The organism is Streptomyces sp. NPDC057280, from assembly GCF_042668605.1.
Taxonomy (GTDB): domain Bacteria; phylum Actinomycetota; class Actinomycetes; order Streptomycetales; family Streptomycetaceae; genus Streptomyces.
Map to the genome: position 1 here is coordinate 1816615 of NZ_JBHUYR010000001.1, position 24608 is coordinate 1841222.

27 protein-coding genes are annotated in these 24608 nt (G+C 71.5%); 13 read left to right on the forward strand and 14 right to left on the reverse strand.

Translation table 11 applies throughout. From position 1 onward, the window contains the following. Positions 1–266: 266 nt before the first annotated feature. Together ACFUO4_RS08260 and ACFUO4_RS08265 are read left to right on the forward strand one after the other, a co-directional pair. Complete coding sequence (locus ACFUO4_RS08260) at positions 267–1061, forward strand: IclR family transcriptional regulator (protein ID WP_383481150.1); 795 nt, start codon at positions 267–269, stop codon at positions 1059–1061. After that, on the forward strand, positions 1058–1723 hold the full coding sequence (locus tag ACFUO4_RS08265) for an SUKH-4 family immunity protein (RefSeq protein WP_383481153.1): 666 nt from the start codon (positions 1058–1060) through the stop codon (positions 1721–1723). Before ACFUO4_RS08260 ends, ACFUO4_RS08265 begins: the two co-directional genes overlap by 4 nt. A 15-nt stretch (positions 1724–1738) precedes the next feature. On the opposite strand, the gene ACFUO4_RS08270 is transcribed toward ACFUO4_RS08265, so the two are convergent. Continuing rightward, positions 1739–2029: a DUF5955 family protein gene (locus ACFUO4_RS08270; RefSeq protein WP_383481156.1), complete on the reverse strand. Its 291-nt coding sequence runs from the start codon at positions 2027–2029 to the stop codon at positions 1739–1741. A gap of 219 nt (positions 2030–2248) precedes the next feature. Here ACFUO4_RS08270 and ACFUO4_RS08275 point away from each other — a divergent pair, with 219 nt between their 5' ends. Continuing rightward, positions 2249–2848 (forward strand): NTP transferase domain-containing protein, encoded by a 600-nt coding sequence (locus ACFUO4_RS08275; protein ID WP_383481159.1) that lies wholly within the window; start codon positions 2249–2251, stop codon positions 2846–2848. 187 nt (positions 2849–3035) lie between these two features. Next, positions 3036–4661: a malate synthase A gene (aceB, locus tag ACFUO4_RS08280; RefSeq protein WP_383481162.1), complete on the forward strand. Its 1626-nt coding sequence runs from the start codon at positions 3036–3038 to the stop codon at positions 4659–4661. Between the two features lies 1 nt (position 4662). Here the strand turns inward: aceB and ACFUO4_RS08285 are convergent, their stop codons facing one another. The 3 genes from ACFUO4_RS08285 to ACFUO4_RS08295 all read right to left on the reverse strand — a co-directional run bounded on the left by ACFUO4_RS08285 (position 4663) and on the right by ACFUO4_RS08295 (position 7388). Further along, a complete protein-coding gene (locus ACFUO4_RS08285) occupies positions 4663–4953 on the reverse strand; it encodes a SelT/SelW/SelH family protein (protein ID WP_383481165.1) in 291 nt (96 codons plus the stop codon). Continuing rightward, positions 4950–5855, reverse strand: coding sequence for a HipA family kinase (locus tag ACFUO4_RS08290; protein WP_383481168.1), 906 nt, complete (start codon positions 5853–5855; stop codon positions 4950–4952). Before ACFUO4_RS08290 ends, ACFUO4_RS08285 begins: the two co-directional genes overlap by 4 nt. Positions 5856–5930: 75 nt before the next feature. Then, positions 5931–7388 carry an IucA/IucC family protein gene (locus ACFUO4_RS08295; protein ID WP_383481171.1) on the reverse strand — a complete coding sequence of 486 codons (1458 nt, stop codon included), beginning with the start codon at positions 7386–7388 and terminating at the stop codon, positions 5931–5933. An 87-nt stretch (positions 7389–7475) separates the two neighbouring features. Between ACFUO4_RS08295 and ACFUO4_RS08300 the strand changes: the two genes are divergently transcribed. The 3 genes from ACFUO4_RS08300 to ACFUO4_RS08310 are packed head-to-tail and all read left to right on the forward strand — an operon-like array spanning position 7476 to position 11069. Further along, positions 7476–8972, forward strand: coding sequence for an IucA/IucC family protein (locus ACFUO4_RS08300; RefSeq protein WP_383481174.1), 1497 nt, complete (start codon positions 7476–7478; stop codon positions 8970–8972). Between the two features lie 25 nt (positions 8973–8997). After that, the gene (locus ACFUO4_RS08305; protein WP_383481177.1) at positions 8998–10263 is read left to right on the forward strand and encodes a VWA domain-containing protein; all 1266 of its coding nucleotides are present in this window, start codon (positions 8998–9000) and stop codon (positions 10261–10263) included. Beyond that, on the forward strand, positions 10263–11069 hold the full coding sequence (locus tag ACFUO4_RS08310) for a hypothetical protein (RefSeq protein WP_383481180.1): 807 nt from the start codon (positions 10263–10265) through the stop codon (positions 11067–11069). Before ACFUO4_RS08305 ends, ACFUO4_RS08310 begins: the two co-directional genes overlap by 1 nt. 44 nt (positions 11070–11113) lie before the next feature. Here the strand turns inward: ACFUO4_RS08310 and ACFUO4_RS08315 are convergent, their stop codons facing one another. Continuing rightward, positions 11114–11752: a winged helix-turn-helix transcriptional regulator gene (locus tag ACFUO4_RS08315; protein ID WP_383481183.1), complete on the reverse strand. Its 639-nt coding sequence runs from the start codon at positions 11750–11752 to the stop codon at positions 11114–11116. Positions 11753–11839: 87 nt separating this feature from the next. On the opposite strand from ACFUO4_RS08315, the gene ACFUO4_RS08320 reads away from it, so the two are divergent. The 4 genes from ACFUO4_RS08320 to ACFUO4_RS08335 all read left to right on the forward strand — a co-directional run bounded on the left by ACFUO4_RS08320 (position 11840) and on the right by ACFUO4_RS08335 (position 14860). Then, complete coding sequence (locus tag ACFUO4_RS08320; protein WP_059195409.1) at positions 11840–13048, forward strand: pyridoxal phosphate-dependent aminotransferase; 1209 nt, start codon at positions 11840–11842, stop codon at positions 13046–13048. 44 nt (positions 13049–13092) lie between these two features. Next, positions 13093–13692 carry a histidine phosphatase family protein gene (locus ACFUO4_RS08325; RefSeq protein ID WP_383481188.1) on the forward strand — a complete coding sequence of 200 codons (600 nt, stop codon included), beginning with the start codon at positions 13093–13095 and terminating at the stop codon, positions 13690–13692. Positions 13693–13755: 63 nt separating this feature from the next. Next, a complete protein-coding gene (locus ACFUO4_RS08330) occupies positions 13756–14382 on the forward strand; it encodes a hypothetical protein (RefSeq protein ID WP_383481191.1) in 627 nt (208 codons plus the stop codon). Between the two features lie 55 nt (positions 14383–14437). Next, complete coding sequence (locus ACFUO4_RS08335) at positions 14438–14860, forward strand: acyl-CoA thioesterase (protein ID WP_383481194.1); 423 nt, start codon at positions 14438–14440, stop codon at positions 14858–14860. Between the two features lie 19 nt (positions 14861–14879). Here ACFUO4_RS08335 and ACFUO4_RS08340 read toward each other — a convergent pair whose 3' ends face one another. Next, positions 14880–15281 carry a helix-turn-helix domain-containing protein gene (locus ACFUO4_RS08340; protein ID WP_059195413.1) on the reverse strand — a complete coding sequence of 134 codons (402 nt, stop codon included), beginning with the start codon at positions 15279–15281 and terminating at the stop codon, positions 14880–14882. An 82-nt stretch (positions 15282–15363) separates the two neighbouring features. Here ACFUO4_RS08340 and ACFUO4_RS08345 point away from each other — a divergent pair, with 82 nt between their 5' ends. Beyond that, positions 15364–16800 carry an MFS transporter gene (locus tag ACFUO4_RS08345; protein WP_383481197.1) on the forward strand — a complete coding sequence of 479 codons (1437 nt, stop codon included), beginning with the start codon at positions 15364–15366 and terminating at the stop codon, positions 16798–16800. Between the two features lie 244 nt (positions 16801–17044). Here the strand turns inward: ACFUO4_RS08345 and ACFUO4_RS08350 are convergent, their stop codons facing one another. Beyond that, complete coding sequence (locus ACFUO4_RS08350) at positions 17045–17902, reverse strand: SDR family oxidoreductase (protein ID WP_383481200.1); 858 nt, start codon at positions 17900–17902, stop codon at positions 17045–17047. A 96-nt stretch (positions 17903–17998) separates the two neighbouring features. Here ACFUO4_RS08350 and ACFUO4_RS08355 point away from each other — a divergent pair, with 96 nt between their 5' ends. Beyond that, a complete protein-coding gene (locus ACFUO4_RS08355) occupies positions 17999–18790 on the forward strand; it encodes a helix-turn-helix domain-containing protein (protein WP_383481203.1) in 792 nt (263 codons plus the stop codon). A gap of 44 nt (positions 18791–18834) precedes the next feature. Here ACFUO4_RS08355 and ACFUO4_RS08360 read toward each other — a convergent pair whose 3' ends face one another. The 7 genes from ACFUO4_RS08360 to ACFUO4_RS08390 all read right to left on the reverse strand — a co-directional run bounded on the left by ACFUO4_RS08360 (position 18835) and on the right by ACFUO4_RS08390 (position 24558). Further along, entirely contained in the window at positions 18835–20220 is a 1386-nt protein-coding gene (locus ACFUO4_RS08360) for a nucleobase:cation symporter-2 family protein (protein ID WP_383481206.1), read from the reverse strand. 250 nt (positions 20221–20470) lie between these two features. After that, positions 20471–21847 (reverse strand): 8-oxoguanine deaminase, encoded by a 1377-nt coding sequence (locus tag ACFUO4_RS08365; protein WP_079312280.1) that lies wholly within the window; start codon positions 21845–21847, stop codon positions 20471–20473. A gap of 100 nt (positions 21848–21947) precedes the next feature. Next, the gene (pucL, locus tag ACFUO4_RS08370) at positions 21948–22871 is read right to left on the reverse strand and encodes a factor-independent urate hydroxylase (protein ID WP_383481209.1); all 924 of its coding nucleotides are present in this window, start codon (positions 22869–22871) and stop codon (positions 21948–21950) included. A gap of 4 nt (positions 22872–22875) precedes the next feature. Beyond that, positions 22876–23274: a hydroxyisourate hydrolase gene (uraH, locus tag ACFUO4_RS08375; RefSeq protein WP_059195418.1), complete on the reverse strand. Its 399-nt coding sequence runs from the start codon at positions 23272–23274 to the stop codon at positions 22876–22878. Positions 23275–23280: 6 nt separating this feature from the next. Continuing rightward, on the reverse strand, positions 23281–23790 hold the full coding sequence (uraD, locus tag ACFUO4_RS08380) for a 2-oxo-4-hydroxy-4-carboxy-5-ureidoimidazoline decarboxylase (protein ID WP_079312276.1): 510 nt from the start codon (positions 23788–23790) through the stop codon (positions 23281–23283). Between the two features lie 154 nt (positions 23791–23944). Next, on the reverse strand, positions 23945–24310 hold the full coding sequence (locus ACFUO4_RS08385; protein WP_079312274.1) for a helix-turn-helix domain-containing protein: 366 nt from the start codon (positions 24308–24310) through the stop codon (positions 23945–23947). After that, a complete protein-coding gene (locus ACFUO4_RS08390) occupies positions 24307–24558 on the reverse strand; it encodes a hypothetical protein (protein WP_079312282.1) in 252 nt (83 codons plus the stop codon). The genes ACFUO4_RS08385 and ACFUO4_RS08390 overlap by 4 nt, the downstream gene beginning before the upstream one ends. Positions 24559–24608: the final 50 nt, after the last annotated feature.

Consider the following 24608-nt stretch of genomic DNA (forward strand, 5'->3'; position numbering starts at 1 on the left):
CCCCTCTCTGACACCTGTTTACCTCCGCGACACCGGTTTACTTCCGCGTAACGGAATTCAACTTTCTGTTGAAGGAGTCTTCACTCCCGTTCTCGCGCCGTCAAGGGCACACTTCCCCACAGCACCTTCGGCGCCCACACTCTGGACGTTTCCATAAGGCGGAATTAGAATTCCGCCAGGCAGAACGTAGCTACGCACAACAAGGGAGTCAACCGACTGCCGGGTAGGCTTCTGCCCTTCCTGCCAGGTCCCGAAAGGAACGCGCCGTGCCGACGTCCAGCGCCAGCACCACCGACTCCGCCAAGTCCGCCGGCGGCGGGGTCCAGTCCCTCGAGCGCGCCTTCGATCTGCTGGAGCGGATGGCGGACGCGGGCGGGGAGGTCGGCCTCAGCGAGCTCTCCGCGACCAGCGGGCTGCCGCTGCCCACCATCCACCGCCTCATGCGCACGCTCGTGGCCTGCGGATACGTCCGCCAGCAGCCCAACCGCCGCTATGCCCTCGGCCCCCGCCTGATCCGCCTCGGCGAGTCCGCCTCCCGGCTGCTCGGCACCTGGGCCCGCCCCTACCTCGCCCGCCTGGTCGAGGAGACCGGCGAGACGGCGAACATGGCGCTGCTCGACGGCGACGAGATCGTCTACGTCGCCCAGGTGCCGTCCAAGCACTCGATGCGCATGTTCACCGAGGTCGGCCGCCGCGTCCTGCCGCACTCCACCGGCGTCGGCAAGGCCCTCCTCGCCGACGTCCCGGACGCCGAGGTGCGCGCGCTGCTCTCCCGTACCGGCATGCCGGCCGCGACGGAGAAGACGATCACCACACCGGACGGCTTCCTCGCGGCGCTGGCCGACGTACGGCAGCTCGGGTACGCGGTCGACGACAACGAGCAGGAGATCGGCGTCCGCTGCCTCGCGGTGTCGGTGCCCAACTCCCCGACCGCCGCGGCCATTTCCATCTCCGGCCCGGCGGGCCGCGTCACCGAGTCGGCCACGGACAAGATCGTGCCGGTGCTCCAGCAGGTGGCGACGGAACTCTCGGAGGCGCTGGCCACCCAGAGCCCGGCGTGACGTCGATCGAGGACCGTCTCGCCGCGCTGATGACGGCGCCGCCGGCGGGCCTGGTCGATCCCGGTCATCAGATACGGCCGGCGTCGGTGCGGGGGTGGCGGCTGCCCGAGTCGGATCTGCGGGCGCTCACGGACTGGGGGCTGCCGGACGACGTCCTCATGACGCCGTCGTTCCAGACCGAGGCCGAGCCGACGCTGGTACCGAACCTGGCGGGACCGCGCGAGCGTGAACTGGCCACCGCGGACGACCGGTTCTACGACCTGGGCCTGTGGGGCAACGACGACCTGACGCCGAGAATGGGGGCGGTACGGGGCGACGGCCGGGTCCTCGCCATCCTGCCGGCGCCGATCACCGCGGCCGACGTCGCGCCGGCGCTGCGCGAGTCCTATGCGGACCTCTATCTCCCGGCCGTCAGTTTCATCAGCTCCTCGGTCGCCCGGTTCGTCGACCTGAGCTGGCGCTGGCGGGCCGCGCGCTCGCTCTTCGCCGAGCTCACGGAACCGCCTCTGGGGTGCCCGCAAGAGGAGTTCGACGCCTATCTCGACCGCTGCGACGACTGCGAGCGGATCGTGCTGCGGGGCTTCGCACGCATCGACCCCGCCCTGCGGTCCGACACCCCGCACACCCTGTGGGGAGGGCTGGTCCGGGACCGGGGTTGCTGAACACCGGTCGGGCCGTCAGCCCCGCCCCGGCTCCCCGAACAGCTCCACCGCGTCCCGCACCTCCGACAACCCCCGCGACAGCGCGCTGACCGACCCGATCGCTCCCGCGATCAGCAGCAGCGAGCGGCGCAGCCGCGGAACCTCCGGTACGCCGTCGGTCGTCATCGCGGCCAGGGCCGCCAGCTCGTCCTCGGCGATCGCGCGGTCGGGGAACTCGGCCGGGTGCGCGGCGAGTTCGCGGCGCAGTCGGGACACCGCGGTGCGCAGTCCCGCCACTCTCGGATCGTCCTCGTCGCTGCCGGTCACCGGCCTCTGCCCCAAGCTCCGCAACACAGCTCTCCCCCCCGGCGCACCCCGTCGCGCGCCCCCACTCGTGATCCCGCCCGAAACAGCCCCGTGGCGCTGGTCGGGCGCCCAGGGACGCGGGTCAGTAAACGCCACCCCGGGCGCGCCGCGCCACCGCGCGGACCGAAATTCAGCCTCCCGAAACCGGCCACTCGCCTGGGCGTCAGGTATGCAGGACGCATGACGGAGAACGAGGACCAGGTGGCCGGGCTGCTGCTGGCGGCGGGCGGCGGGCGGCGGCTCGGCGGGCGGCCCAAGGCGCTGCTCGATCATCGCGGCAGGCCACTGGTGGAACACGCGGTGAGCGTCCTGCGCGAGGCAGGCTGCACCCGCGTGCACGTGGTGCTGGGGGCCGCCGCCGACGCCGTACGGCAGCAGGCCGATCTGGCGGGCTGTGTGCTCGTCGACAACCCGGAGTGGGCCGGCGGTATGGGGTCCTCGCTTCGAGCCGGTCTCGAGTCGCTCTCCGGCACGGGCGCGCGGGCGGCGCTGGTGTCGCTCGTCGACCAGCCCGGCATCGGGGCGGAGGCGTTCGCGCGGGTGCGCGCCGCGTACACCGACGAGACGACGCTGGTCTCGGCCGCCTACGACGGCGTCCGCGGGCATCCCGTGCTGTTCGGGTCCGCGCACTGGGCGGGGATCGCCGCGACTGCCACCGGGGACCGAGGGGCACGCGCGTATCTGAAGGAACACGCCGCACGGGTCTCGCTCGTCGAGTGCGGTGACATCGCCCGGCCGTACGACATCGACACCGTCGCGGATCTGCACCACCTTGAGTGAGCGGGGTGGCACTGAGCGCCACCTTTCCTCGACTCAGAGAATCTCGACATCAACAAACCATTGAACTTCCACGATGAGGAAACTAGTATCCACTGTTCAGAAGCGCCCTCAGGCTCCAGGGGCGTTGCTCGCCGTACCCGGTTCGACTGGCACCCGGTGCCACGCTCGCTGAAGGAAGTGACAGCTCATGTCCGCACCAGCGCCGTCCCCGCTGGCCATCGTCGACGCCGAGCCCCTGCCCCGGCAGGAGGAGGTCCTCACCGACACGGCCCTCGCCTTCGTGGCCGAGCTGCACCGCCGGTTCACGCCCCGGCGTGACGAACTCCTTGCCCGCCGTGCCGAGCGCCGCGCCGAGATCGCCCGCACCTCCACGCTCGACTTCCTCCCGGAGACCGCCGCGATCCGCGCGGACGACTCCTGGAAGGTGGCCCCCTCCCCCGCCGCCCTGAACGACCGCCGCGTCGAGATCACCGGTCCCACCGACCGCAAGATGACCATCAACGCCCTCAACTCGGGCGCCAAGGTCTGGCTCGCGGACTTCGAGGACGCCTCGGCACCGACCTGGGAGAACGTGGTCCTCGGCCAGGTCAACCTCGCCGACGCCTACACCCGGAACATCGACTTCACCGACGAGAAGTCCGGCAAGACGTACGCCCTGCGCCCGAACGAGGAGCTGGCGACGGTCGTCATGCGCCCGCGCGGCTGGCACCTGGGCGAGCGCCACCTCGTCGACGCCGACGGCAGCCAGGTCCCCGGCGCCCTCGTCGACTTCGGGCTGTACTTCTTCCACAACGCGCAGCGCCTCCTCGACCTCGGCAAGGGCCCGTACTTCTACCTCCCGAAGACCGAGTCGCACCTCGAAGCCCGGCTGTGGAACGACGTGTTCGTCTTCGCGCAGGACTACGTCGGAATCCCGCAGGGCACCATCCGCGCCACCGTCCTCATCGAGACGATCACAGCGGCGTACGAGATGGAGGAGATCCTCTACGAACTCCGCGACCACGCCTCCGGGTTGAACGCCGGGCGCTGGGACTACCTCTTCTCCATCGTCAAGAACTTCCGTGACGGCGGCGCCAAGTTCGTCCTCCCGGACCGCAACCTGGTCACGATGACGGCCCCGTTCATGCGCGCGTACACCGAACTCCTCGTCCGCACCTGCCACAAGCGCGGCGCGCACGCGATCGGCGGCATGGCGGCGTTCATCCCGTCCCGCCGGGACGCCGAGGTCAACAAGGTGGCCTTCGAGAAGGTCCGCGCCGACAAGGACCGCGAGGCCGCCGACGGCTTCGACGGCTCCTGGGTCGCCCACCCCGACCTGGTCCCGATCGCCATGGAATCCTTCGACAAGGTCCTCGGCGACAAGCCGAACCAGAAGGACCGGCTGCGCGAGGACGTGCACGTCGAGGCCGCCGACCTGATCGCCATCGACTCGCTGGACGCCAAGCCGTCGTACAACGGACTGGTCAACGCCGTCCAGGTCGGCATCCGTTACATCGAGGCCTGGCTGCGCGGGCTCGGCGCGGTCGCCATCTTCAACCTCATGGAGGACGCGGCGACCGCCGAGATCTCCCGCTCCCAGATCTGGCAGTGGATCAACGCGGGCGTGGAGTTCGAGAACGGCGAGAAGGCCACGCCGGAGCTGGCCCGCAAGGTCGCCGCCGAGGAACTGTCCAACATCCGCGCCGAGCTGGGCGAGGAGGCCTTCGCCGCCGGCCACTGGCAGCAGGCCCACGACCTGCTGCTCGAAGTGTCGCTCGACGACGACTACGCGGACTTCCTCACCCTGCCCGCGTACGAGCAGCTCAAGGGCTGACCTACTCCGCAGCCGCCTTGTCCGAGTGGCCCAGGGACTTTCCCGGGGCCACTCGGTCGCGTACGGCCTGCTTCACGGCCGTCGGCTCCGGGAAGCCCTGCTCGCGCCGGTCCCAGACCACCTCGTCGTCGACCCGGACGACGAAGACGCCGCCCGTACCGGGCTTGAGGGACAGCTCGCCCAGCTCCTGCTCGAACGTGGTGAGCAGCTCCTGCGCCAGCCAGGCCGCGCGGGGCAGCCAACGGCACTGGGTGCAGTACTCGATCTGTACGACGGGGCTCGCGGGGCTCATCCGAGGTGCACCGACCAATCCTGTTCCGCCGCGGGCTTGCCGTGCAGATCGGGGACCTGCTTGAGCCACGCGGGACGTCCTCGCTGGTTCTTCGCCGCGCGGAGGGCCTCCTCGGCGGCGAGTTCCTCCCGGGTGGGGAAATCCATGGGCAGCCAGTCCGCCGACGACTGCACGCGCGCGTGGAGGTACGCCACGTACGCCTCGCGCGCCTCGTCGGGGGTGGCGTGGTCCGTGAGCCAGGCGTCGGGGACGGCCGCGGTGACCTCGCGCAGCAGGTCGAGCGTCACCTTGGGGGCCAGTTCGGTGTCGGCGGCCCGGACGTCGGGGGCGTAGTGGCCGAGCGCGTGGTGCCGGAAGTCGTACCGCTTGGCGGGGTCGGAGCCGTCCCAGCGGTGGTGGAAGACGAGGGCGGCGCCGTGGTCGATCAGCCACAGGCGCGGCGGCGCGACGCCGAGCGTGGGCCACACCATGAGGTTCGAGCTGTGCACCGTGCGGTCCACGTTGACGGTCAGCGCGTCGAGCCAGACGATCCGGCCCGCCTCCAGCGCGTCGACCGGGAAGCTCTTGGCGACCTCCGGGGTGAAGTCCCGGGCGCCCGGCAGATAGTCCATCCCGAGGTTGAGGCCCGCGCTCGCGCTGTGCAGCTCGCGCACCTCCTGGTGCGGCTCGCTGTCCGCGATCGCCGGGTCGAAGTGCACCAGCACCAGTTCGGGGAAGCGCAGCCCGAGCGCGCGGGCCAGCTCGCCGACGATCACCTCGGCGACCAGCGCCTTGCGGCCCTGCGCGGAGCCGGTGAACTTCACGACGTACGTCCCCAGGTCGTCGGCCTCGACGACCCCGGGCACGGAGCCACCGGACCGCAACGGGGTCACGTATCGAACAGCAGTCACTTCGCGCAGCACACCCGCCAGGGTATGCCAGGGCTCACGCGGGGAGCGGGCTGGGCGGCGCGCACCCGAACGCCGGGCGGGCCGTGCTCACTCGGCCAGGGGGTTGGGCAGCGGCAGGTAGCGGGCGTCCGCGCCGTCCGCCTCCGTCCAGCGCAGCAGCAGGTTGGTCTTGCCGGGGAGCGTGGGCGAGGTGAGCAGGGTCGTGATCTCGGGCAGGTCGTGGCGGGCGAACTCACGGCGCACGGCGGGCCAGGGATCGAGGCCGGGATGCCGCTCGGCGAGGACCGCCGCGACCTCGCACAGGTGGTTCACGACGAGCGTGTACACCAGCCGCTCCCACCCGGCCGCCCGCCCCACGTCCGCCAGCAGTTTCACGCCCTCCGCGTCCCGGAACAGCGCCTGCACGGGCATCCCGTCGGCGTCCACGGCGACCAGCGTGTTCTGAAGGTGTGCTTCGAGTACGACGCCGTGGTCGGCGAAGGCCGCGAGGGCGGGCGGTACGACGGCCCGCAGATACGCCTCCCACCAGGCCGCACCACCGGTGGGGGCGCCCTCGAAGCCCTCCACCAGCCCGGCGGCCAGCAGCGGGGTCGTACCGGGGCGGAGATGCCCCCGGAAGCCGTCGCGGACCAGGACCGCCAGCTCCTCGAAGGCGAAGCCGGCGGTGCGGTAGCCGCGGTCGGACAGCCATGCGGCGGGGCCGGTCTCGAAGGCGCGGGCCGCCGCCGCGTCGGTCCGCCGGAGTTTCAGCAGGTCGTGGCGCCACAGTCGGCGGATGTCGTTGGTGATGCGGACGTCCAGGCTGAACTTCAGGAACAGGTCCCGTTCGGGGGCGTAGAGCGTGCGGATGGCTGCCGTGGGCCAGACGTCGAAGCCCGTCGTGCCCAGCCGGATCAGCCGGCCGTCGGCGAAGGCGTCCTTGAGGTCCACGAGGTCGAGCTGCCAGGGGTGGGCGGGCAGCAGCCGGTAGCCGGGCGGGGCCTCGCCGAGGGCGTCCAGGGCGGAGGTGTCGCCCTCCTCGACGACCGTGTCCTCGCGCACGCCGAGCAGCGTCAGCGGGAAGCGGGCGTGCGCCTCGGGCGCGTAGGGCAGCCAGGCCGCGACGGGGCCGCCGCCGCGCGCCTTCGGGGCGGGGTGGTAGGGGTGGCCGGTGAGGAGGGACTGCTCGGAGCGCAGATACGGGTCCGTGGGCGGCGTCGCCCGCGCGCGTGCCGTGAGCAGGGCGGCCACCGCGTCCCGGCTGTCGATCATCTCGGCCGGCAGTTCGTGGTTGGGCAGGCCGGTGTGGCGGGTCAGCTCCTCGGCGACGAGCTTGACGAGTTCGGTGTGGCCGATGCGGTGCCAGTGACCGCCGGTGTGCACCTCGGGTTCCGCGGGCCGCCGCGCACCCCGCACCCGCAGCAGCCGGCCGCTGGGCAGCCGGTGCGTGCGCGGCTCCCCGGCGCCCGGGAGCGCCTCGGCGACCTCCCGCAGCAGGCAGTTGAGCAGCGGCGCGGCAGCATAGGCGTCGGCGGCGGCCGGGGGGATGAGGTCCACGCGTTTCACTCGTTCTCTACATGCGGGCGGAGACGATCAGTATCTCTGTCGCCGGCCGCCCGCCGTGCCACCTATGTGTACCCGAGGAGCCCACCCGTGCACCGTTCCCCCACCGCCGAGGCCGAGGTCGCCCAGGAGCTGGCCGAAGCGCGCCCCGACCTGGTGTCGCGGCACGCGGCCGAGCTGCCGGGCGCCCGGGCCGCCGTCCTGACCCGGCTGTGGCGGGCGCTCGCGTACGAGCCGCTGCCCTGGATCACCGGCCGGGACGGTCTCACCCTGCGTCTGAAGGACGGACGCCGGCTCGAAGGCCCGGCGGCCGACCCGTACGCGACCGCCGCGTACGTCTCCGTCGTACGGCTCGACGACACCGCGTACGACGATCCCGCGCGCCTCATGACCGACCTCGGCGTGCCGCACGGCACCGGCGTGGCGGCCGAACTCGGCCACAGTGTGGCGTCGTTGGCGCTGTCGCGGGCCGGGCAGCCGGCGGCCGACCCGGACGAGTGGCCCGCGACCGACTGGGAATGGGAGCAGCGGGTCGTGGACGGGCATCCGTTCCACCCCAACTGCCGTTCCCGGCCCGGGTTCTCGGTGGCGGAGCAGCTGGCGTACGGCCCTGAGCACCGGCCGCTGGTCGGGCTGCGGCTGATGCCGGTGCGGGCGGACGAATGCCTGGTGACCGGGGCTTGGCCCGCCGGGATGCGGGACGGGGCACGGCTGTTGATCCCGGTGCATCCGTGGCAGGCGGCGCATGTGCTGAAGCGGGCGGGCGACGCGGGTCCGGCCGCGCATCCGCTGATGTCCCTGCGCACGCTGGCCCTGACCGGCGAAGGCCCGCATGTGAAGACGGCGTTGAGCGCCCGGCTCACATCGTCGGTGCGGGACATCTCGGTGTACTCGATCGGCATGTCGGCGACCCTGTCGGCCTTCGCGGAGTCGCTGGCGGCCCGCACGGACGGCCTGCTGCACTTCACCCGCACCCTGGGCGCGGCCACCGCCGACTCCCCCGACCTGGCCGCCGTGGTGCGCGAGTCGCCGCAGGTGTACGCGGGCAGCGGGGAGCGGGTGGTGCCGGTGGCCGCGCTCGCCGGCACCGGTCTGCCGTCGGACGCGTCCTGGCTGGCGGACTTCACGCGGCTGGCGCTCACCGTCGGACTGCGGCTGCTGGACCTCGGGGTGGCCCTGGAGGCGCACGGGCAGAACCTCCTGGTCGTGCTGTCGGCGACGGGAGCACCGCTGCGGCTCGTCTACCGCGACCTGGCCGACATCCGGGTCAGCCCGGCCCGGCTGGCCCGGCACGGCATCGCCGTACCGGAGTTGAGCGGCCGGGTCGTCACCGATGACGAAATGGCCCTGCGGCGCAAGCTGTTCGGGGCGCTGGTGGCGGGAGCGCTGGCGGGGACGGCGGGGTCGGGGGCGGCGTTGGGCCGGACGCTGGAGACGGTCGTACGGGATCTTCCCGACACCCCGGATCTCGTGGCGCTCCGTGAGAACCCGCTGCCCACCAAGGCGTTGACGCTGATGCGGCTGTCGCCGGGCATCCCTGGGGACCAGTGGGCCGAGCTGCCGAACCCGGTTCGTTTTGGAGGCTGACACCTCCGTTCCATAGGATCCGCCGATGATCACAAGACAACGGCTGGCGGCAGGAGTGTGCGTCCTGTTCGCCGCGCTGACGGCCGGGATCGCCTTCCCGGTCGCGGCGGTCGCCGGTGAGCCCACGGGCGGGACCGCGCCCCAGGTCGACCTCGTCCTCGACGTGAGCGGCTCGATGCGGACGGCGGACATCGACGGCGGCACCCGCATGGCGGCGGCGAAGCAGGCCTTCAACGAGGTGCTGGACGCGACCCCGGAGGAGGTGCAGCTCGGCATCCGGACCCTGGGCGCCAACTACCCGGGCGACGACCAGAAGACGGGCTGCAAGGACACCGCGCAGCTCTATCCGGTGAGCACGCTGGACCGCACCGAGGCCAAGACGCAGGTGGCGACGCTCTCGCCCACCGGCTGGACGCCGATCGGCCCGGCGCTGCTGAAGGCGGCCGACGACTTCACCGACAGCGCGGCCTCCAAGCGGATCGTGCTGATCAGCGACGGCGAGGACACCTGCGCCCCGCTCGACCCGTGCGAGGTGGCCCGGGAGATCGCGGCCAAGGGCATCGGCCTGACCATCGACACGCTCGGCCTGGTCCCGAACACCAAGATGCGCAAGCAGCTGAGCTGCATCGCCGAGGCGACCGGCGGTACCTACACCTCGGTCGAGCACAGCGAGGAACTCACCGACAAGGTCAACCAGTTGGTGGACCGCGCGGCCGACCCGGTGGTGACACCGGTGGCCACCGAGGGCGCCGGGCAGTGCGCCGACGCGCCCGCGCTGAAGTCGGGACTGTTCACCGACCGCGAGGAGTTCGGGCAGCAGCGCTGGTACCGGGTGGACGTCGAGCCCGGGCAGGAGCTGCGGGCCTCGGTGAGCGTGGCGGCCGACCGGGCGGTGAACCCCTCCTACGGGGTGCTGCTGCGGGCGGTGACGGTGCACGGCCGTGAGATCGTGCGCGGCGAGGCGTCGGGCAACGGCCGTACGGACGTGATCTCGACGGGTCTGCGCTACCCGAAGGCGGACAGCGACGAGGACGATCCGGCCGCCGAGACCGTGTGTCTCCAGGTCACCCACTCCTTCTCGGCCGCCTCCGGGGTGAAGACCACGCCGGGCATGCCGCTGGAGCTGACGGTCGACGTCGTGGACGCGCCGTCCTCGTCGAGCGACGTGGCCTCGTTCGGTCTCGGGCGCGGCTGGTGGCTGCTCGGTGTGCTGGTGCTGGTCGGGTTCCTCGCCGGGCTCGTCTGGGGCTGGGTGTCACGCTGGCGGGTCGCGGTCTGGAGGACCAACTGATGCGGATCACACGAGTGCTGGGTGCGGCCCTGCTGATGCTGGGGGTGGCCGTGGCCCCCGCGGCGGCCGACTCCTCGCCGTCGCCGTCGGCGTCGTCCGACGGTGACGCGCCGACGTCCGCCGGTACGTCCTTCCGTACGGCGACCGAGTTCGAGCAGGGCCAGCAGGCCACCGCGAGCGGCTCCACCGGCGATTACCTGTACTGGTCGTTCCCGGCGGACGCCGGTCAGCGCCCCACCGTCGAGGCGACGGTGAAGCTGCCCGAGACGCATGCCGGGCAGACCTGGCAGGTCGACGTGTACGACGGGCTGCGGCGCCGCCAGGCCTGCCAGTACGGGGCGCAGTCCCGCACCGCGGCGGCCGACGCGACCTCCGTGGAGCTGGCCTGCGTCCTGCGCACGGTGCGCGCCTGGTCGGAGCCGTGGGCGAACGACCCGCTGCCGGGCACGTACTACGTCCGGCTGACGGCCGTCGGCCTCACGACCGCCGACCTCGGTCAGCCGGTCGACGTCACGGTCGAGGTGAACTCCAAGGACATCGGCGGCGCGGCGGCGGTGGACGGTTCGCTGGCGAAGCCGCTGGTGCCGGGCATCTCGATGAAGTCGGAGGCCTCCTCGGAGGACGACTCGTCCGCCTCGGCCGTGCTGTCCAGCATCGAGCCGGAGGACGGCTGGGCCGGCGGCTGGTGGTCCGACCGCTGGGTGTGGACCGCGATCGGCGGCGTGCTGGCCGCGCTCGCGGGCGTCGGCGGGTACGCGCTGACGCGCGGGGCGGGACGGCCGTCGCGGGTGCCGCCGGGCGCCTGACGTTCCATCAAAAGGCCCGCTGCGCAACGGCAGCGGGCCTTTTTTCATGCGTTCCTGAGCCCCTTGGCCAGCGTCCCGTCGCCGCCCACCTCGATGCGCCCGTCCCGCACCGCGTCGGCGACACTCAACTCCCCGCGCCCGATGGCCGTACAGGTGTCGACGTCCATGGAGAGCCGGGCGTCGGGTTCGCCGGGGGCGCGCCCGTGGCCGTAGACCGGCCCGTCCTCGGCGCCGACGAACAGATGGAAGTCCCCTTCGTCCAGCCGGACTTCGACGAGCCCCTCACCCTCCCCCTTGTCCCGCAGGGCCCGCAGCATCGGCAGCGCGAACCAGTGCGCCCGTACGGCGTCGGTGGGCCGCCGTTCCCCCAGCTCCGCCTCGCCCCATGCCCCCAGCGCCTGGATGACGGGCAGCAACTCCCGCCCCCGGCCGGTGAGTTCGTAGACGTACACCGCACCGGGCGGCGGCAGCCTGCGCCGGGTCGCGAGGCCGTCCCGCTCCATGTCCTTCAGCCGGGAGGCGAGTACGTCCGTGCTGACGCCCGGCAGATCCGCGTGCAGGTCCGTGTAGCGGCGCGGGCCGGTGAGCAGCTCACGGACGATCAGCAGGGTCCAGCGGTCACCCACGGCGTCCAGCGCGCGGGCGGCGGAGCAGTACTGGTCGTAGCTTCGGCGAGGTGACATGCGACGCAGTCTAGACAAGTCGTTGGACTTTCCAAGCGGCCACTTGGTAAAACCAAGCAACACACGAAACCGGAGAGGCAGCAGCGCATGGAGTTCCGGCAGTCCAGCAAGCTCAGCGACGTCTGTTACGAGATCCGCGGCCCGGTGATCGAGCACGCCAACGCGCTGGAGGAGGCGGGCCACAGCGTGCTGCGCCTGAACACGGGCAACCCGGCGCTCTTCGGTTTCGAGGCACCCGAGGAGATCGTCCAGGACATGATCCGGATGCTCCCGCAGGCCCACGGCTACACGGACTCCAAGGGCATCCTCTCCGCCCGCCGCGCCGTCGCCCAGCGCTACCAGACCCTCGGCCTGGAGGTCGACGTCGACGACGTCTTCCTCGGCAACGGCGTCTCCGAGCTGATCTCGATGGCCGTCCAGGCACTGATCGAGGACGGCGACGAGGTCCTCATCCCCGCCCCCGACTTCCCGCTGTGGACGGCGGTGACGACGCTGGCGGGCGGCAAGGCCGTGCACTACATCTGCGACGAACAGGCCGACTGGAACCCGGACCTGGCCGACATGGAGTCGAGGATCACGGACCGCACCAAGGCCGTCGTGATCATCAACCCCAACAACCCCACCGGCGCCGTCTACCCGAAGGAGATCGTCGAGGGCATCCTCGACCTCGCCCGCCGGCACGGCCTGATGGTCTTCGCCGACGAGATCTACGACCAGATCCTCTACGACGACGCCGTGCACCACTCGGCCGCCGCGCTCGCCCCGGACCTGGTCGTCCTGACGTTCTGCGGGCTGTCGAAGACGTACCGCGTGGCCGGCTTCCGCTCGGGCTGGCTGGTGGTGACGGGTCCGAAGCAGCACGCCAAGGACTACCTGGAGGGCCTGACCATGCTGGCCTCCATGCGGCTGTGCGCCAACGCCCCTGCCCAGTACGCCATCCAGGCCGCGCTCGGCGGCCGCCAGTCCATCCGTGAACTGACCCTGCCGGGCGGCAGGCTGCACGAACAGCGCAACGTGGCCTGGGAGAAGCTCAACGAGATCCCCGGGGTGTCGTGCGTGAAGCCGAAGGGCTCGCTGTACGCCTTCCCGCGCCTGGACCCCAAGGTCTACAAGATCCACGACGACGAGAAGTTCGTCCTGGACCTCCTCCTGCGCGAGAAGATCCAGGTCGTCCAGGGCACCGGCTTCAACTGGCCGACCCCCGACCACTTCCGCATCCTGACCCTCCCCTACGCGGACGACCTGGAGGCGGCGATCGGCCGGATCGGCCGGTTCCTGAGCGGGTACCGGCAGTAGCAACATCTTCGGCGCGGTCCGGCCCGGGCTCCTAGCCTGGAGCCATGGGTGATCTCTTTCTGGTCCGGCACGGCGAGACCGCGTGGTCGCGGTCAGGGCGGCACACCGGATGGACGGACGTCCCGCTGACCGAGCACGGGCGGGAGGAGGCGCGGCGGCTGGTGCCGCTGATCCGGTCCCACCGGATCGGCGCCGCGTTCGTCAGCCCGCTCCAGCGCGCGCGGGAGACGGCCGAGCTGATCGGGGTGCCGGACGCCCGGGTCGACTTCGACCTGCGGGAGTGGGACTACGGCGGCTACGAGGGGGTCACCACCGTAGAGATCCAGCGCACCCGGCCCGGCTGGTTCCTGTTCACGGACGGGGTCGCGCCCGGTCCGCCGGAGCATCCCGGGGAGACGCCCGAGCAGGTCGGCGAGCGCGCCGACCGGGTCCTGGCCAAGGTCGACGCGGCCCTCGCCAACACCGAGGGCGTGGTGCTGCTGGTCGCGCACGGCCACTTCCTGCGGGTGCTGACGGCCCGGCGGCTGGGGCTGCCCGCCGCGCAGGGGGCGTTGTTCCAGCTGGCCACCGGGACGGTGTGCCGGCTGGGCACGGAGCACGGGCGGCCGGTGATCGCCGGGTGGAATGTCAGACCTCCGGCTTAGTCTCGGAAGAGTCCGGGCTCGAAAGAGTCCAAGGGGGACTTCGGGATGCGAAGGGGGAACGTGGTGACTCGTCCGCCCACCGCCGCGCAGCGCCGCGTCATCGACGCCGCCGACCCCGTCACCGGGCGGCTGAGGGGTACGGAGGCGCAGCTCGCGGCGCTGGTCAGGCACGGCCTGGCGTTCCGGCACGCGCGCCCGCCGCACGACCACTTCCTCACCCCGGCCGGGCACCGTCTGCGGGACGCCGAGCCCGTGCCGCCCGCGCCTGAGGCGCCCTCGGCGTCCGGGGTGTTCGCCGCCCGCATCGGCGGTGAGGAGGATCCGCCGGCAGCGGGTCCCGCCCGGGTGCGGGAGGTGCACAGCGCCTGGCAGGGGCTGCTGGAGCTGCGCCGGATGACGAATCCGGACGGGGCGACCGACCGCCCGTGCGGCTGGGAGCGGGCACATCTGGTGCAGGCCGCCGCGCTCGCCCTGGAAGCGGCCGGGCATGTTCCGGCGGGGGCCGACGGCGAGCAGGGCTACCGGGTACGGGCGACCCCGCAGCCCGAGGCCGTCGCCGTGCGCGAGCCGGACGCCGCAGCGCTGCGGGCCTGCTCGGTCACCCTGGAAGCGGCGGGCTGGCAGGTCGGCGAGTACACCGAGCCGCGGACCAGGGACCGCTATCTGCTGGCCTCGCCGCGACGCGTGTAAGGCGCACGTGTCAGGATCTGGTCCATCAACTGCCGCGTTACGAGAGGTGATTGACGTGACCGAGCCGTTCGCCGTTCCGGTGACCGTCCGCGGGTACGAGACGGATGTGCAGGGCCATCTGAACCAGAGCGTCTACCTCAACTACGCCGAGCACGCCCGCTGGTCGCTGCTGCGGGCGGCCGGGATCACCCAGGCCGGCCTCATCGGCAGCGGTGTGGGACCGGTGGCCCTGGAGACCACGATCCGCTACCGGCGCGAGCTGCTGGCGGGCGACGAGGTGGTGGTGAGCTGCGCCTTCGAGTGGGGCGAGGGGAAGACCTTCCGCATCCACCAGACGATCCGCAAGACGGACGGCACGGTCGCGGCCGAGATCACGGCCGTCGGAGGGCTGATGGACCTCAAGGAGCGCAGGCTGGTCACGGACCCGCGGAAGTACTTCAAGGAACTGGCGGCGGATCCGGCCCTGTTCGGCCTGTGAGCCACCCCGGGCCCACGGGTCAGACGTCGACCAGCTCCGGCCGGTGCTCGGTGTCGTAGGCCGCGCGCGACTCGGCGATGTAGACCCTGTTGCGCTCGGCCCAGTCGGTCAGGCGTTGCAGGGTCTCGTGCAGCTCCGTGGCGACGGGCGTGAGGGCGTACTCGACCTTCGGCGGTACCGTCGGGTGGACCGTGCGCGTCACGAGGCCGTCGCGTTCCAGGTTGCGCAGGGTGAGGGTGAGCATGCGGCGGCTGATGCCCTCGATGCTGCGCTCCAGCTCGGTGAACCGGATGGGTCCCTGGGCGGCGGCGACCAGGATCTGGACGCTCCATTTCCCGGCGACCCTGTCAAGAACTTCACGGACCGGGCACGCATGCGCGTTCACTGCCTCGACGGTTACACCGGTGTTCCTCTGGGACATCGAACTGCCTCCTTACCCCTCTCCTCATGGTCACTCAGGATGCACCCAGTTACAAGTCGTGCACCTAAGGAGAGCGAAGGTCATGTCGACCACGATGGAGTCACCGACGAAGGCGGGGCTGCCGCCTCGAACGCACTCCCGCTGGGCGTCCCTTGTCGTCCTGTGCGCGGGCACGCTGATGACGGTCCTGGACGGCAACATCGTCACGGTCGCCATGCCGGCGATCCAACGCGACCTCGGCTTCTCGGCGCCGGGACTGGCCTGGGTCGTGAACGCCTATCTCATCGCCTTCGGCGGGCTGTTGCTGCTCGCCGGACGGCTCGGTGACCTGGTCGGGCGCAAGCGCATGTTCACCGCCGGGCTGGTCGTGTTCACCGCGGCCTCGGTGCTGTGCGGGCTGGCGACCGGGCAGGGCGTGCTGATCGCGGCACGGGCGCTGCAGGGCGTGGGCGGGGCGATGACTTCGGCCGTGGTGCTGGGCATGCTGGTCGCGCTGTTCCCGGAGCCGCGTGAACAGGCCCGTGCCATCGCGGTGTTCAGCGCGGTCGGCGCGGCGGGCGGAGCGCTCGGCACGTTCCTCGGCGGGGCGCTGACCGAGGCGCTGAGCTGGCACTGGATCTTCCTGATCAACCTGCCGATCGGGATCGTGGCGTGGCTCGCGGCCGTGCGGGTGCTGGCGGCGGACGCCGGGGAAGGGCTGGGCAAGGGCGCCGACTACCCGGGCGCCGCGCTCGTCACCGGGGCCCTGATGCTCACGGTCTACGTCATCGTCGGCGCCGGCGACCGGGAGCTGACCGCCACCTTGCTCCTGGCGGCCCTCGCCCTCGCCCTCTTCACGGCGTTCACCCTGCGCCAGGCCCGGGCCGCCCGCCCCCTGCTGCGGCTGCGGCTGTTCCGCTCCCGGCTGCTCAGCGGCGCGAACGCCGTGCAGATCCTGATGATCGCGACGATGTACGGCTTCCAGTTCATCGGCGCGCTCTATCTCCAACGCGTGCTGGGCTACGGCGAGTTGCTCACCGGCACCGCGTTCCTGCCGGCGCCGATCGCGATCGGCCTGCTGATGCTCGGCCTGTCGGCCCGGACGATCGGCCGCTTCGGCGCCCACCGGGTGCTGCTCGCCGGGCTCGCCCTCATCGTCGCCGGCCTGGCCCTGCTGGGCCGCGCCCCGGCCGACGGTTCCTATCTCACCGACGTACTCCCGCCCCTGCTCCTGCTCTCCGCCGGGTTCGCCGCCGCGATGCCCGCGCTGACCGGGCTGGCCATGTCGGGGGCGCGGGAGGAGGACGCGGGTCTGGCGTCCGGGCTGTTCAACACCACACAGGTGGTGGGAGGTTCACTCGGTCTGGCGGTGCTGTCGGTACTGGCGGCGAGCCGGACGGAAGGGCTGCTGGACGGGGGCGGTACGACGCTGGTGGCCGCGACCGCCGAGGGATACCGGCTGGCGTTCCGGGTGGGCGCCGGGATCGCGGTCGCCGCACTGGCGTTGGCGGCGGTCGTCTTGCGGCCGCGCGGTGACTGAGGGGCGGCGGGGGCAGAGGGAAGGCTCGGCGCCGCGGCAGGTGACAGGCGACGCGGCACCACGGGAAGGGCGGCGCGGCGGACCATCGGTGACCCGCCGCGCCCCATCCCTGCGCCCCCCCGCCACGGACTCCGCCGGCTCCTTCTGGGGCCGCGGAATCCGCCCGCAGGACGGCACACCCGGCCCGGCGCCTCCACGGCCCGGACGCCGTCCGCCCCGCCCGCGCCCCGGCGCCCGCCGCGCTTCACCCCCCGGCGAACACCCCCTTGTGATCCTCCGCCCATTCCCGGTACGACCGCGCCGGCCGCCCCAGCGCCTCCCGTACGTCGTCCGTGACGGTCGTGTTGCCGCCCGTGCGGGCGAACTCCAGGCCGCCGAGGACCCCTTCCACCGCCGGTTCGCTCAGCCCGGACGCGGACAGCTGCTCCCGCAGCTGTTCCCGCGACGGGGTGACCGTCTCGACCGGGCGGCCGAGCACGTCGGCGAGCACCGCGGCCTGGCCGTCGACGCTGATCGCCTCGGGGCCGGTCAAGGTGTACGTCCGCCCCGCGTGCCGGGCGTCGGTCAGGGCCGCGACCGCAACCTCGGCCACGTCACGCGGGTCGACGACCCCCTGTCGCCCCTCCCCCGTCATGTTCGGCACGGGTTGGCCCGCCGCCAGGGCCTGCGCCCAGCCCAGGGTGTTCGAGGCGAAGGACGAGGGGCGCAGGATCGTCCACTCCACGTCGGAGGAGGACCGCAGGGCCTGTTCGCCGGGCAGGTGCCAGCTGCCGAACGGGCCGAACTCGGGCTCGCCGGTGCCGATGGAGGACAGCTTCACGATCCGCCGCACCCCCGCCGCCCGCGTCAGCTCGATGAGCCGCACGTCCCGCCCGCCGTCCTCCGGCCCGAGCACCCCCACCAGGAACGCGGCGTCGACGCCCGTCAACGCCGCCTCCAGGGAGGCCTGGTCGAGGAAGTCCCCGCGTACCACCTCCACGCCCCCGGGCACCACCGCCCGACCGGGGTCGCGGGTCAGGGCGCGGACCTTCTCGCCGCGTGCCGCGAGCTGTCGTACGACTTCACTGCCGATGGTGCCGGTCGCACCCGTCACTAGGATCATGGCCTCCACGCTGGCGGACGGCCCGGCGGCAACTCTTGGAAATTCCGGCACGGTTGGCCGCCCCCCTCGCAGGCGCCGCCCGCTTACGGTGGAGACGTGACGACCACCGCCCCCGCAGAAACCGCTCCGCCCCTGCCCGTGCCCGGCGCGCTGCGCCCCTGGATCTCCGAGATCGCCACGGTCTCCGGCGGAGAGTCGGTCGCGCACGCCCCGGACACGGCGACGAAGCTGGTCGTGCGGGTCGGCGAGGACGGCCGGCGCGACGCCCTGGTCGTCGGCCCGCGGACCCGCGCCTCGTACCACCGGGCCGGGGCGGAGCGCCTCGCGTCGTGTGTGCAGCTGCATCTGGCGCCGGGGACGGCCCGTCCGCTGCTCGGGGTGGCGGCGGCCGACCTCGTCGGCAGGGTGGTGCCCCTGGGCGAGCTGCCCACGCCTACGGCGAGGCAACTGGCTTACGACACGCGCGACTTGGACACGGACGCGTTGATCGACCGGCTGTCGGACACCCTCGGCGGGCTCCCGCTCCCGGACTCACGGGGCAGGCTGCTGCGGGCGGCCGTCGACGCGCTGTCGATGCGCGGCGGCCGGCCACCGGCGCAGGTTCGGGACGTGGCGCGGGAACTCGCCGTCAGTGAGCGGCAGTTGCGGAACCTCTTCGCGGAGGGGGTGGGCCTCTCCCCGAAGCACTACGCGCGCATCGACCGCGTCCGCGCGGTGCTGGCGCAGGCGCCCACCGCGAAGTGGGCCGATCTCGCCGCCACCGCCGGTTACTACGACCAGGCACACATGACGTCCGACTTCCGCACCCTGATGGGCGTCCCTCCCCGCTCCTTCTTCACCGGCCGCCTCCCCGAGGCCCGCCCCTGCCAGGCCTTCGACCGGCTCTGAACCCGGTGCGGGTGGGAGGCGGCCGGCCACAGCCACGCCCTCGGTCAGTGCGCTGCGGCGATCTCCTCGCCCGCTTCCATCGGGTGCGTCACGTCCTGGGAGTCGCGCTGCCCGCCCAGGTGGTTGAAGACCAGGTTCAGCAGGACGGCCGCCACGCAGCCCGTCGAGATCCCCGAGTCGAGGACGATCTTCGCCGTCTCGGGGAACGCGTGGTAGAACTCCGGCGCCGTGATCGGGATGATCCCCACGGCCAGCGAGACGGCGACGATCAGGACGTTGTTGTCCTTGTCCAGGCCGGCCCGTACCAGGGTCTGGATGCCGCTCGCCGCGACCGACCCGAAGAGGACCACGCCGGCCCCGCCGAGCACCGGGCGCGGTACGACGGCGATGAGCGAGGCGGCCATCGGGCACAGGCCCATCAGGACCAGGAAGGCGCCGCCGGTGGCGACGACGTACCGGCTGCGGATCCTCGTCATCGCGACCAGGCCGATGTTCTGGGCGAAGGCGCTGCACATGAAGCCGTTGAAGAGGGGGCTGATCGCGGAGCCGAGGGTGTCGGCTCGCAGGCCCGCCGCGATGGTCCTCTCGTCCGCCGGGCGCTCCACGATCTCGCCCAGTGCCAGCATGTCCGCGGTCGATTCGGTCATGGAGACCACCATCACCACGATCATCGACACGATCGCGGCGACCTGGAACTGCGGGGCGCCGAAGTGGAACGGCGTCGGGAAGCCGACCACGTCCGCGTCCGCGACCGGCCCGAAGTCCGTGACGCCGAAGGGAATCGCGACCAGCGTGCCGAGGACCAGGCCGAGCAGCACGGCGATCTGCTTGACGAAGCCGCGCGTGAAGCGGCGCAGCAGCAGCACGATCACGAGGGTCGTGGCCGCGAGGCCCAGGTAGGTCGTCGAACCGTAGTCGTCCGCCGCGGGGTTGGGCCCTTGCGCCCAGCCGAAGGCGACCGGCAGCAGGGAGACGCCGATGAGGGTGATGACCGTGCCGGTGACGACCGGCGGGAAGAAGCGGACCGCCTTGCTGAAGAAGGGCGCGGCGAGGAAGCCGAGGAGGCCCGCGACGATGACCGCGCCGAAGATGATCGGCAGCGCGTCGGACTTGTCGTCGGTCGAGGCGACGATCGCCGTCATCGGGGCCACGCCCGCGAAGGTGACGCCGTTGACGAAGGGCAGCCGGGCGCCGATCTTCCAGACGCCGAGCGTCTGGAGGAAGGTCGCGAGGCCGGCCGTGAAGAGGCAGGCTCCGGTGAGGAAGGTCAGTTCGGTGCCGGAGAGGCCGACGGCCGCCCCGACTATCAGGGGCGGGGCGACGACGCCCGCGTACATGGCGGCCACGTGTTGGAGGCCCGTGGTGGCCATTTTCAGTGCGGGGAGTTTTTCGTCGACGGGGTGGATCGCGTCGGCTCGTTGGGCGGTCACGGCGGTTCCTCCGGGTCAGCTAACACGTCGGCTCTGACGTGGGTTTCTTGGAGGTGGTGCGCGGTCGTGCGGGACCGGAGGACGGATGCATGGGGACATGCACGGTGACCGTTCCGGGGCGCACACGTGTGGCATGCGCCCCGGAGACGGCCGCCATGAACCCCGCTCGGGTTCACGGCTACCGGCCGGGAGCCGTCCCTCCCGGCCGGAGATCAAGTGCCGTACAGAAATGCCGTACAGAAATGCGGAGTTACCGCGCGGCGATCTGCGCCAGCCGCTGCGCCTGCTCCCGCGTGGAGCGCGCGATCGCGTCCTCGTCGACGTGCAACAGGCGGCCTGCCTCGACGATCTGACGGCCGTTCACGAAGGACGCCGTGACCGGGGCCGCCGCGCCGAAGACCAGCGCGGTCACCGGGTCGGCGATGGAGGCGTGGGCGAGCGTGTCCAGCTTCCACAGGACCAGGTCGGCGAGCTTGCCGGCCTCCAGGGAGCCGATCTCGGCGCTGCGGCCCAGGACTTGGGCGCCACCGTAGGTGCCGAGGCGCAGCGCCTGGCGGGCGTTCAGCGCCGCTTCCCGGTGGGCGCCGAGGCGGTTGATGAGGAGCGCGTTGCGCAGCTCGGTGTGCAGTTCGCCGGACTCGTTGGAGGCGGTGCCGTCGACGCCGAGGCCGACCGGGACGCCGGCGGCGAGCATGTCGGGGACGCGGGCGATGCCGGCGGCGAGGCGGGCGTTGGAGGACGGGCAGTGGGCGACACCGGTCTTCGTGCGGGCGAAGGCGGCGATGTCGGAGTCGTTCATGTGGACGCAGTGCGCCATCCACACGTCCTCGCCGAGCCAGCCGGTGGACTCGAAGTAGTCGGTCGGGCCCATCCCGAACAGTTCCTTGCAGAACTGCTCCTCCTCGACGGTCTCCGAGCCGTGGGTGTGCAGGCGCACGCCGAGACGGCGGGCCAACTCGGCGCCTTCGCGCAGGAGTTCGGTGGAGACGGAGAAGGGCGAGCAGGGCGCGACCGCGACCTGGGTCATGGCGTCGAAGGAGGCGTCGTGGTGCTCCTTGACGGTGGCCTCGGTGGCGGCGAGGGCGCCTTCCAGGGTCTCGACGGCGAAGTCCGGGGGCAGGCCGCCGTCCTTCTCGCTGCGGTCCATGGAGCCGCGGGCGAGGGTGAAGCGGACGCCCATCTCGCGGGCCGCGCGGATGATCGAGCCGGACAGGTCGCCGGAGTTCTGCGGGAAGACGTAGTGGTGGTCCATCGCGGTGGTGACACCGCCGCGGGCCATCATGGCCAGCGAGCCCTGCGCGGCCGAGTAGGTCATCGACTCGTCGATACGCGCCCAGGTCGGGTACAGCGCGACGAGCCAGTTGAAGAGGTTGTGGTCGGTGGCCAGGCCCCGGGTGATCCACTGGTAGAAGTGGTGGTGGGTGTTGACCAGACCGGGGGTCACGAGATGGCCGGTGGCGTCGATGCGGCGTACGACGTTCTCCAGGCCCTCGGGGGCCTTGCCCGCGCCGAGCGCCTCGATGCGGTTGCCGGCGATGACGACATACCCGCTCGCGTACTCGGTGTCGTGGGCGTCGACAGTCGCGATCGAACAGTTCTCGATGACGATGCGCTCGGCTGCTGCCATGATTCGTCCTTTGCGCTGTGTGGAGTGGGCACGGCAGGACCCCGGGATTTGAGTGCCGCGGCCCGCCCAGGCGGGCCGCGGGTGCCGCAAATGGAGTTGGTCAGAGGTTGGTGAGGTCCACCGGGATCTTCGGCTCGCAGCCGTCCCGCAGGATCGTCGCCTCGATCAGGCCGTAGGGCCGGTCCGCGGCGAAGTACACCTCGTTGTCGTTCTTCAGCCCGAACGGCTCCAGATCCACCAGGAAGTGGTGCTTGTTCGGCAGCGAGAAGCGGACCTCGTCGATCTCGCTGCGGTTGTTGATGATCCGCGAACCCATCTGGTACAGGGTCTGCTGGAGCGAGAGCGAGTAGGTCTCGGCGAAGGCCTGGAGCATGTGCTTCCTGGTCTGCTCGTAGGACTTCTCCCAGTTGGGCATCCGCTGCTCGTCGTCGGTCCAGTTGAACCGCCAGCGGCCGGAGACCTGGGTGGCAAGGATGCGGTCGTACGCCTCCTGGAGCGTCGTGTACTTGTCCTTGACGTAGCCCCAGAACTCGGAGTTGGTCGAGTTCATCACGACCAGGTCCTTCAGCCCCGAGATGACCTCCCATGACGAGCCGTCATAGGTGATCTGGGTGACCCGGGTCTCCTGACCCTTGCGTACGAACGAGTGCTTGACCTCGTCCGCGCCGATGAACTGGGAGTTGGCGTCGGAGGCGGAGATGCGCTCCCACTGGTACTCCTCGATCCGGATCCGCGCCGTCCTGATCGGCTCCTGCGAGGTCACGAAGTGCCGCGCCAGGTGGATGCCGAACTGCTCGGCCGACTCGATGCCGTGCTCCTTGGCGAACGCGTACACCGTGTTCTTGGTGGTGTCGGTCGGCAGCACGTTGGCGTTGGAGCCGGAGTAGTGGACCTCGTCCATGTCGCCGCTCAGCGCGACGGACACGTTCAGGTCCTTGATGTGGTGGGTGGCGCCGTCCCGCGTGATCTTTACGACTCGGTTCTCGGCCTTGCCGTACTGGTTCTGTCCCAGAATCGTGGGCATTTAGCTAGCTCCCTCGGTAAACGGAGTAGCCGAACGGGTTGAGCAGCAGCGGTACGTGGTAGTGCTCCCCGGGCTCGACGGCGAAGGTGATCGCCACTTCCGGGAAGAACACTGCCCCTGCACCGCTGTCCCGATTCGCGGGGGCGTCCTGCTGCGCATCGGCTTGCTTCTTCTCGAAGTACGGTTCGACGGCGAAGTCGAGCCGTACGTGTGTGGTGCCCTCCGGCAGGGCCGGCAGGTCCTTGCACCGCCCGTCCGCGTCGGTCGCGCTGCCGCCGAGCGCCTGCCAGTCCGCATCCGCACCCTGGCGGGCGGACAGCTGGACGGCGACTGCCTCGGCGGGGCGGCCGATGCTGGTGTCCAGGATGTGGGTGGACACCGAGGCGGTGGTGCTGGTGCTCATGCTGCGTCAGTCCTCTTCGACGAGTCGGGCGAGCCGGATGCGGTTGATCTTGCCCAGCTCGGTGCGGACGATCTCCCGCTCCTGCTCCGGCGCGTTCCCGATCCGCTCCTTGACCGCGTCCCGCATCTGCTCGCCGGTCCGGCCGGTGGCGCAGATCAGGAAGACATGGCCGAACTTCTCCTGGTAGGCGAGGTTCAGCTCCAGCATCTCCGCCTTGAGCTCCTCCGTCGCGCCGGCCATGCCGCGCTGTTCACGGGCGGAGGTCGGGTCGCCCTCCTTGGGGCGGCCGATGGGCGGGTGTCCGGCCATCGCCTCGGCGAGGTCCTCGGCGGTCAGCTCGGCCATCGCGGCGTCGCTGGCGGCGTAGAGGTCGTCGCGGGTGGTGTAGGGGCGGGCGGCGAGCAGTCGCCGCGCCCATGCCGTGGAGGCACACGCCTCGTGGAGGGCGGCGAAGGCCGCGTGCTCCTCCAGGGCGTTGAACCGGGTCAGGCCCGGCGGCGTGGAAGTCGAAGTCACGGGAGCCTCCGTGGCCGTGTTGCTGAACGGGCTGCGGCTAGCTAACGCCCTTCGAAACACCACGTCAACACTTTGTTGAAAATTCGGGGTTACATCAGCGACCCCTTTGAAGGACCCTGAAAGACCCCGAAAGACCCCGAAAGACCTCGGAGGATCAGCCCTTGTCACGGTTCAGGTAGTTGTAGACCGTGAACCGGCTGACGCCGAGGGCGCTCGCCACGGTCTCCACGCCGTGCCGTACGGAGAAGGCGCCACGCGCCTCCAGTATGCGCACGACCTCCTGCTTGGCCTTGCGGTCCAGGTCGGCCAGCGGCTTGCCCTGCTTGCGCTCCATGGCGGCCAGGATGTGATCGAGGGAGTCCGCGAGCTGCGGCAGGCGTACGGCGACCACGTCGGCACCCTCCCAGGCCAGCACGACGTCGTCGGGGCCGGCCTCGTCCGGCGGGACCATCTCCCCGCCCATGGCGTCGACCAGCGGCTTCACGGCCGTAATGAAGGGTTCGTCCGCGGTGCCGGTCACTTCTCGCCCTCCCCGATCACGTTGACCTGCAGCGAGATACGGGTGGCACCGGCCGCCAGGCTCCCCCGCAGCAGCGCGTCGACAGCGGAGAGCACGGCCTCGGCACCGCCTTCCGCGGTGTTGCCGAACGGGCCGACGTCGACCGCGTCCAGCTCGGCCGCCTCGACCACCTCACGGGCCGCGACCGCGTGCGCGGGCGCCTCGTCCAGGTCGAAGGGTTCGGTCGTGAACTCCACTCTCAATCGCACGCGCACAACCTAACGCGCGGCACCGACTTCCGCCGAGCCCTCTTGACAAG

Excerpts from the sequence above, each read along its gene's own strand:
- ACFUO4_RS08350 (WP_383481200.1), bottom strand. The coding sequence starts at position 17,902 with ATGATCCTAGTGACGGGTGCGACCGGCACCATCGGCAGTGAAGTCGTA.
- ACFUO4_RS08320 (WP_059195409.1), top strand. The coding sequence starts at position 11,840 with ATGGAGTTCCGGCAGTCCAGCAAGCTCAGCGACGTCTGTTACGAGATC.
- pucL (WP_383481209.1), bottom strand. The coding sequence starts at position 22,871 with ATGCCCACGATTCTGGGACAGAACCAGTACGGCAAGGCCGAGAACCGA.
- ACFUO4_RS08345 (WP_383481197.1), top strand. The coding sequence starts at position 15,364 with ATGTCGACCACGATGGAGTCACCGACGAAGGCGGGGCTGCCGCCTCGA.
- aceB (WP_383481162.1), top strand. The coding sequence starts at position 3,036 with ATGTCCGCACCAGCGCCGTCCCCGCTGGCCATCGTCGACGCCGAGCCC.
- ACFUO4_RS08365 (WP_079312280.1), bottom strand. The coding sequence starts at position 21,847 with ATGGCAGCAGCCGAGCGCATCGTCATCGAGAACTGTTCGATCGCGACT.
- ACFUO4_RS08310 (WP_383481180.1), top strand. The coding sequence starts at position 10,263 with ATGCGGATCACACGAGTGCTGGGTGCGGCCCTGCTGATGCTGGGGGTG.
- ACFUO4_RS08315 (WP_383481183.1), bottom strand. The coding sequence starts at position 11,752 with ATGTCACCTCGCCGAAGCTACGACCAGTACTGCTCCGCCGCCCGCGCG.
- ACFUO4_RS08340 (WP_059195413.1), bottom strand. The coding sequence starts at position 15,281 with ATGTCCCAGAGGAACACCGGTGTAACCGTCGAGGCAGTGAACGCGCAT.
- ACFUO4_RS08325 (WP_383481188.1), top strand. The coding sequence starts at position 13,093 with ATGGGTGATCTCTTTCTGGTCCGGCACGGCGAGACCGCGTGGTCGCGG.
- ACFUO4_RS08285 (WP_383481165.1), bottom strand. The coding sequence starts at position 4,953 with ATGAGCCCCGCGAGCCCCGTCGTACAGATCGAGTACTGCACCCAGTGC.
- ACFUO4_RS08275 (WP_383481159.1), top strand. The coding sequence starts at position 2,249 with ATGACGGAGAACGAGGACCAGGTGGCCGGGCTGCTGCTGGCGGCGGGC.
- ACFUO4_RS08305 (WP_383481177.1), top strand. The coding sequence starts at position 8,998 with ATGATCACAAGACAACGGCTGGCGGCAGGAGTGTGCGTCCTGTTCGCC.
- uraH (WP_059195418.1), bottom strand. The coding sequence starts at position 23,274 with ATGAGCACCAGCACCACCGCCTCGGTGTCCACCCACATCCTGGACACC.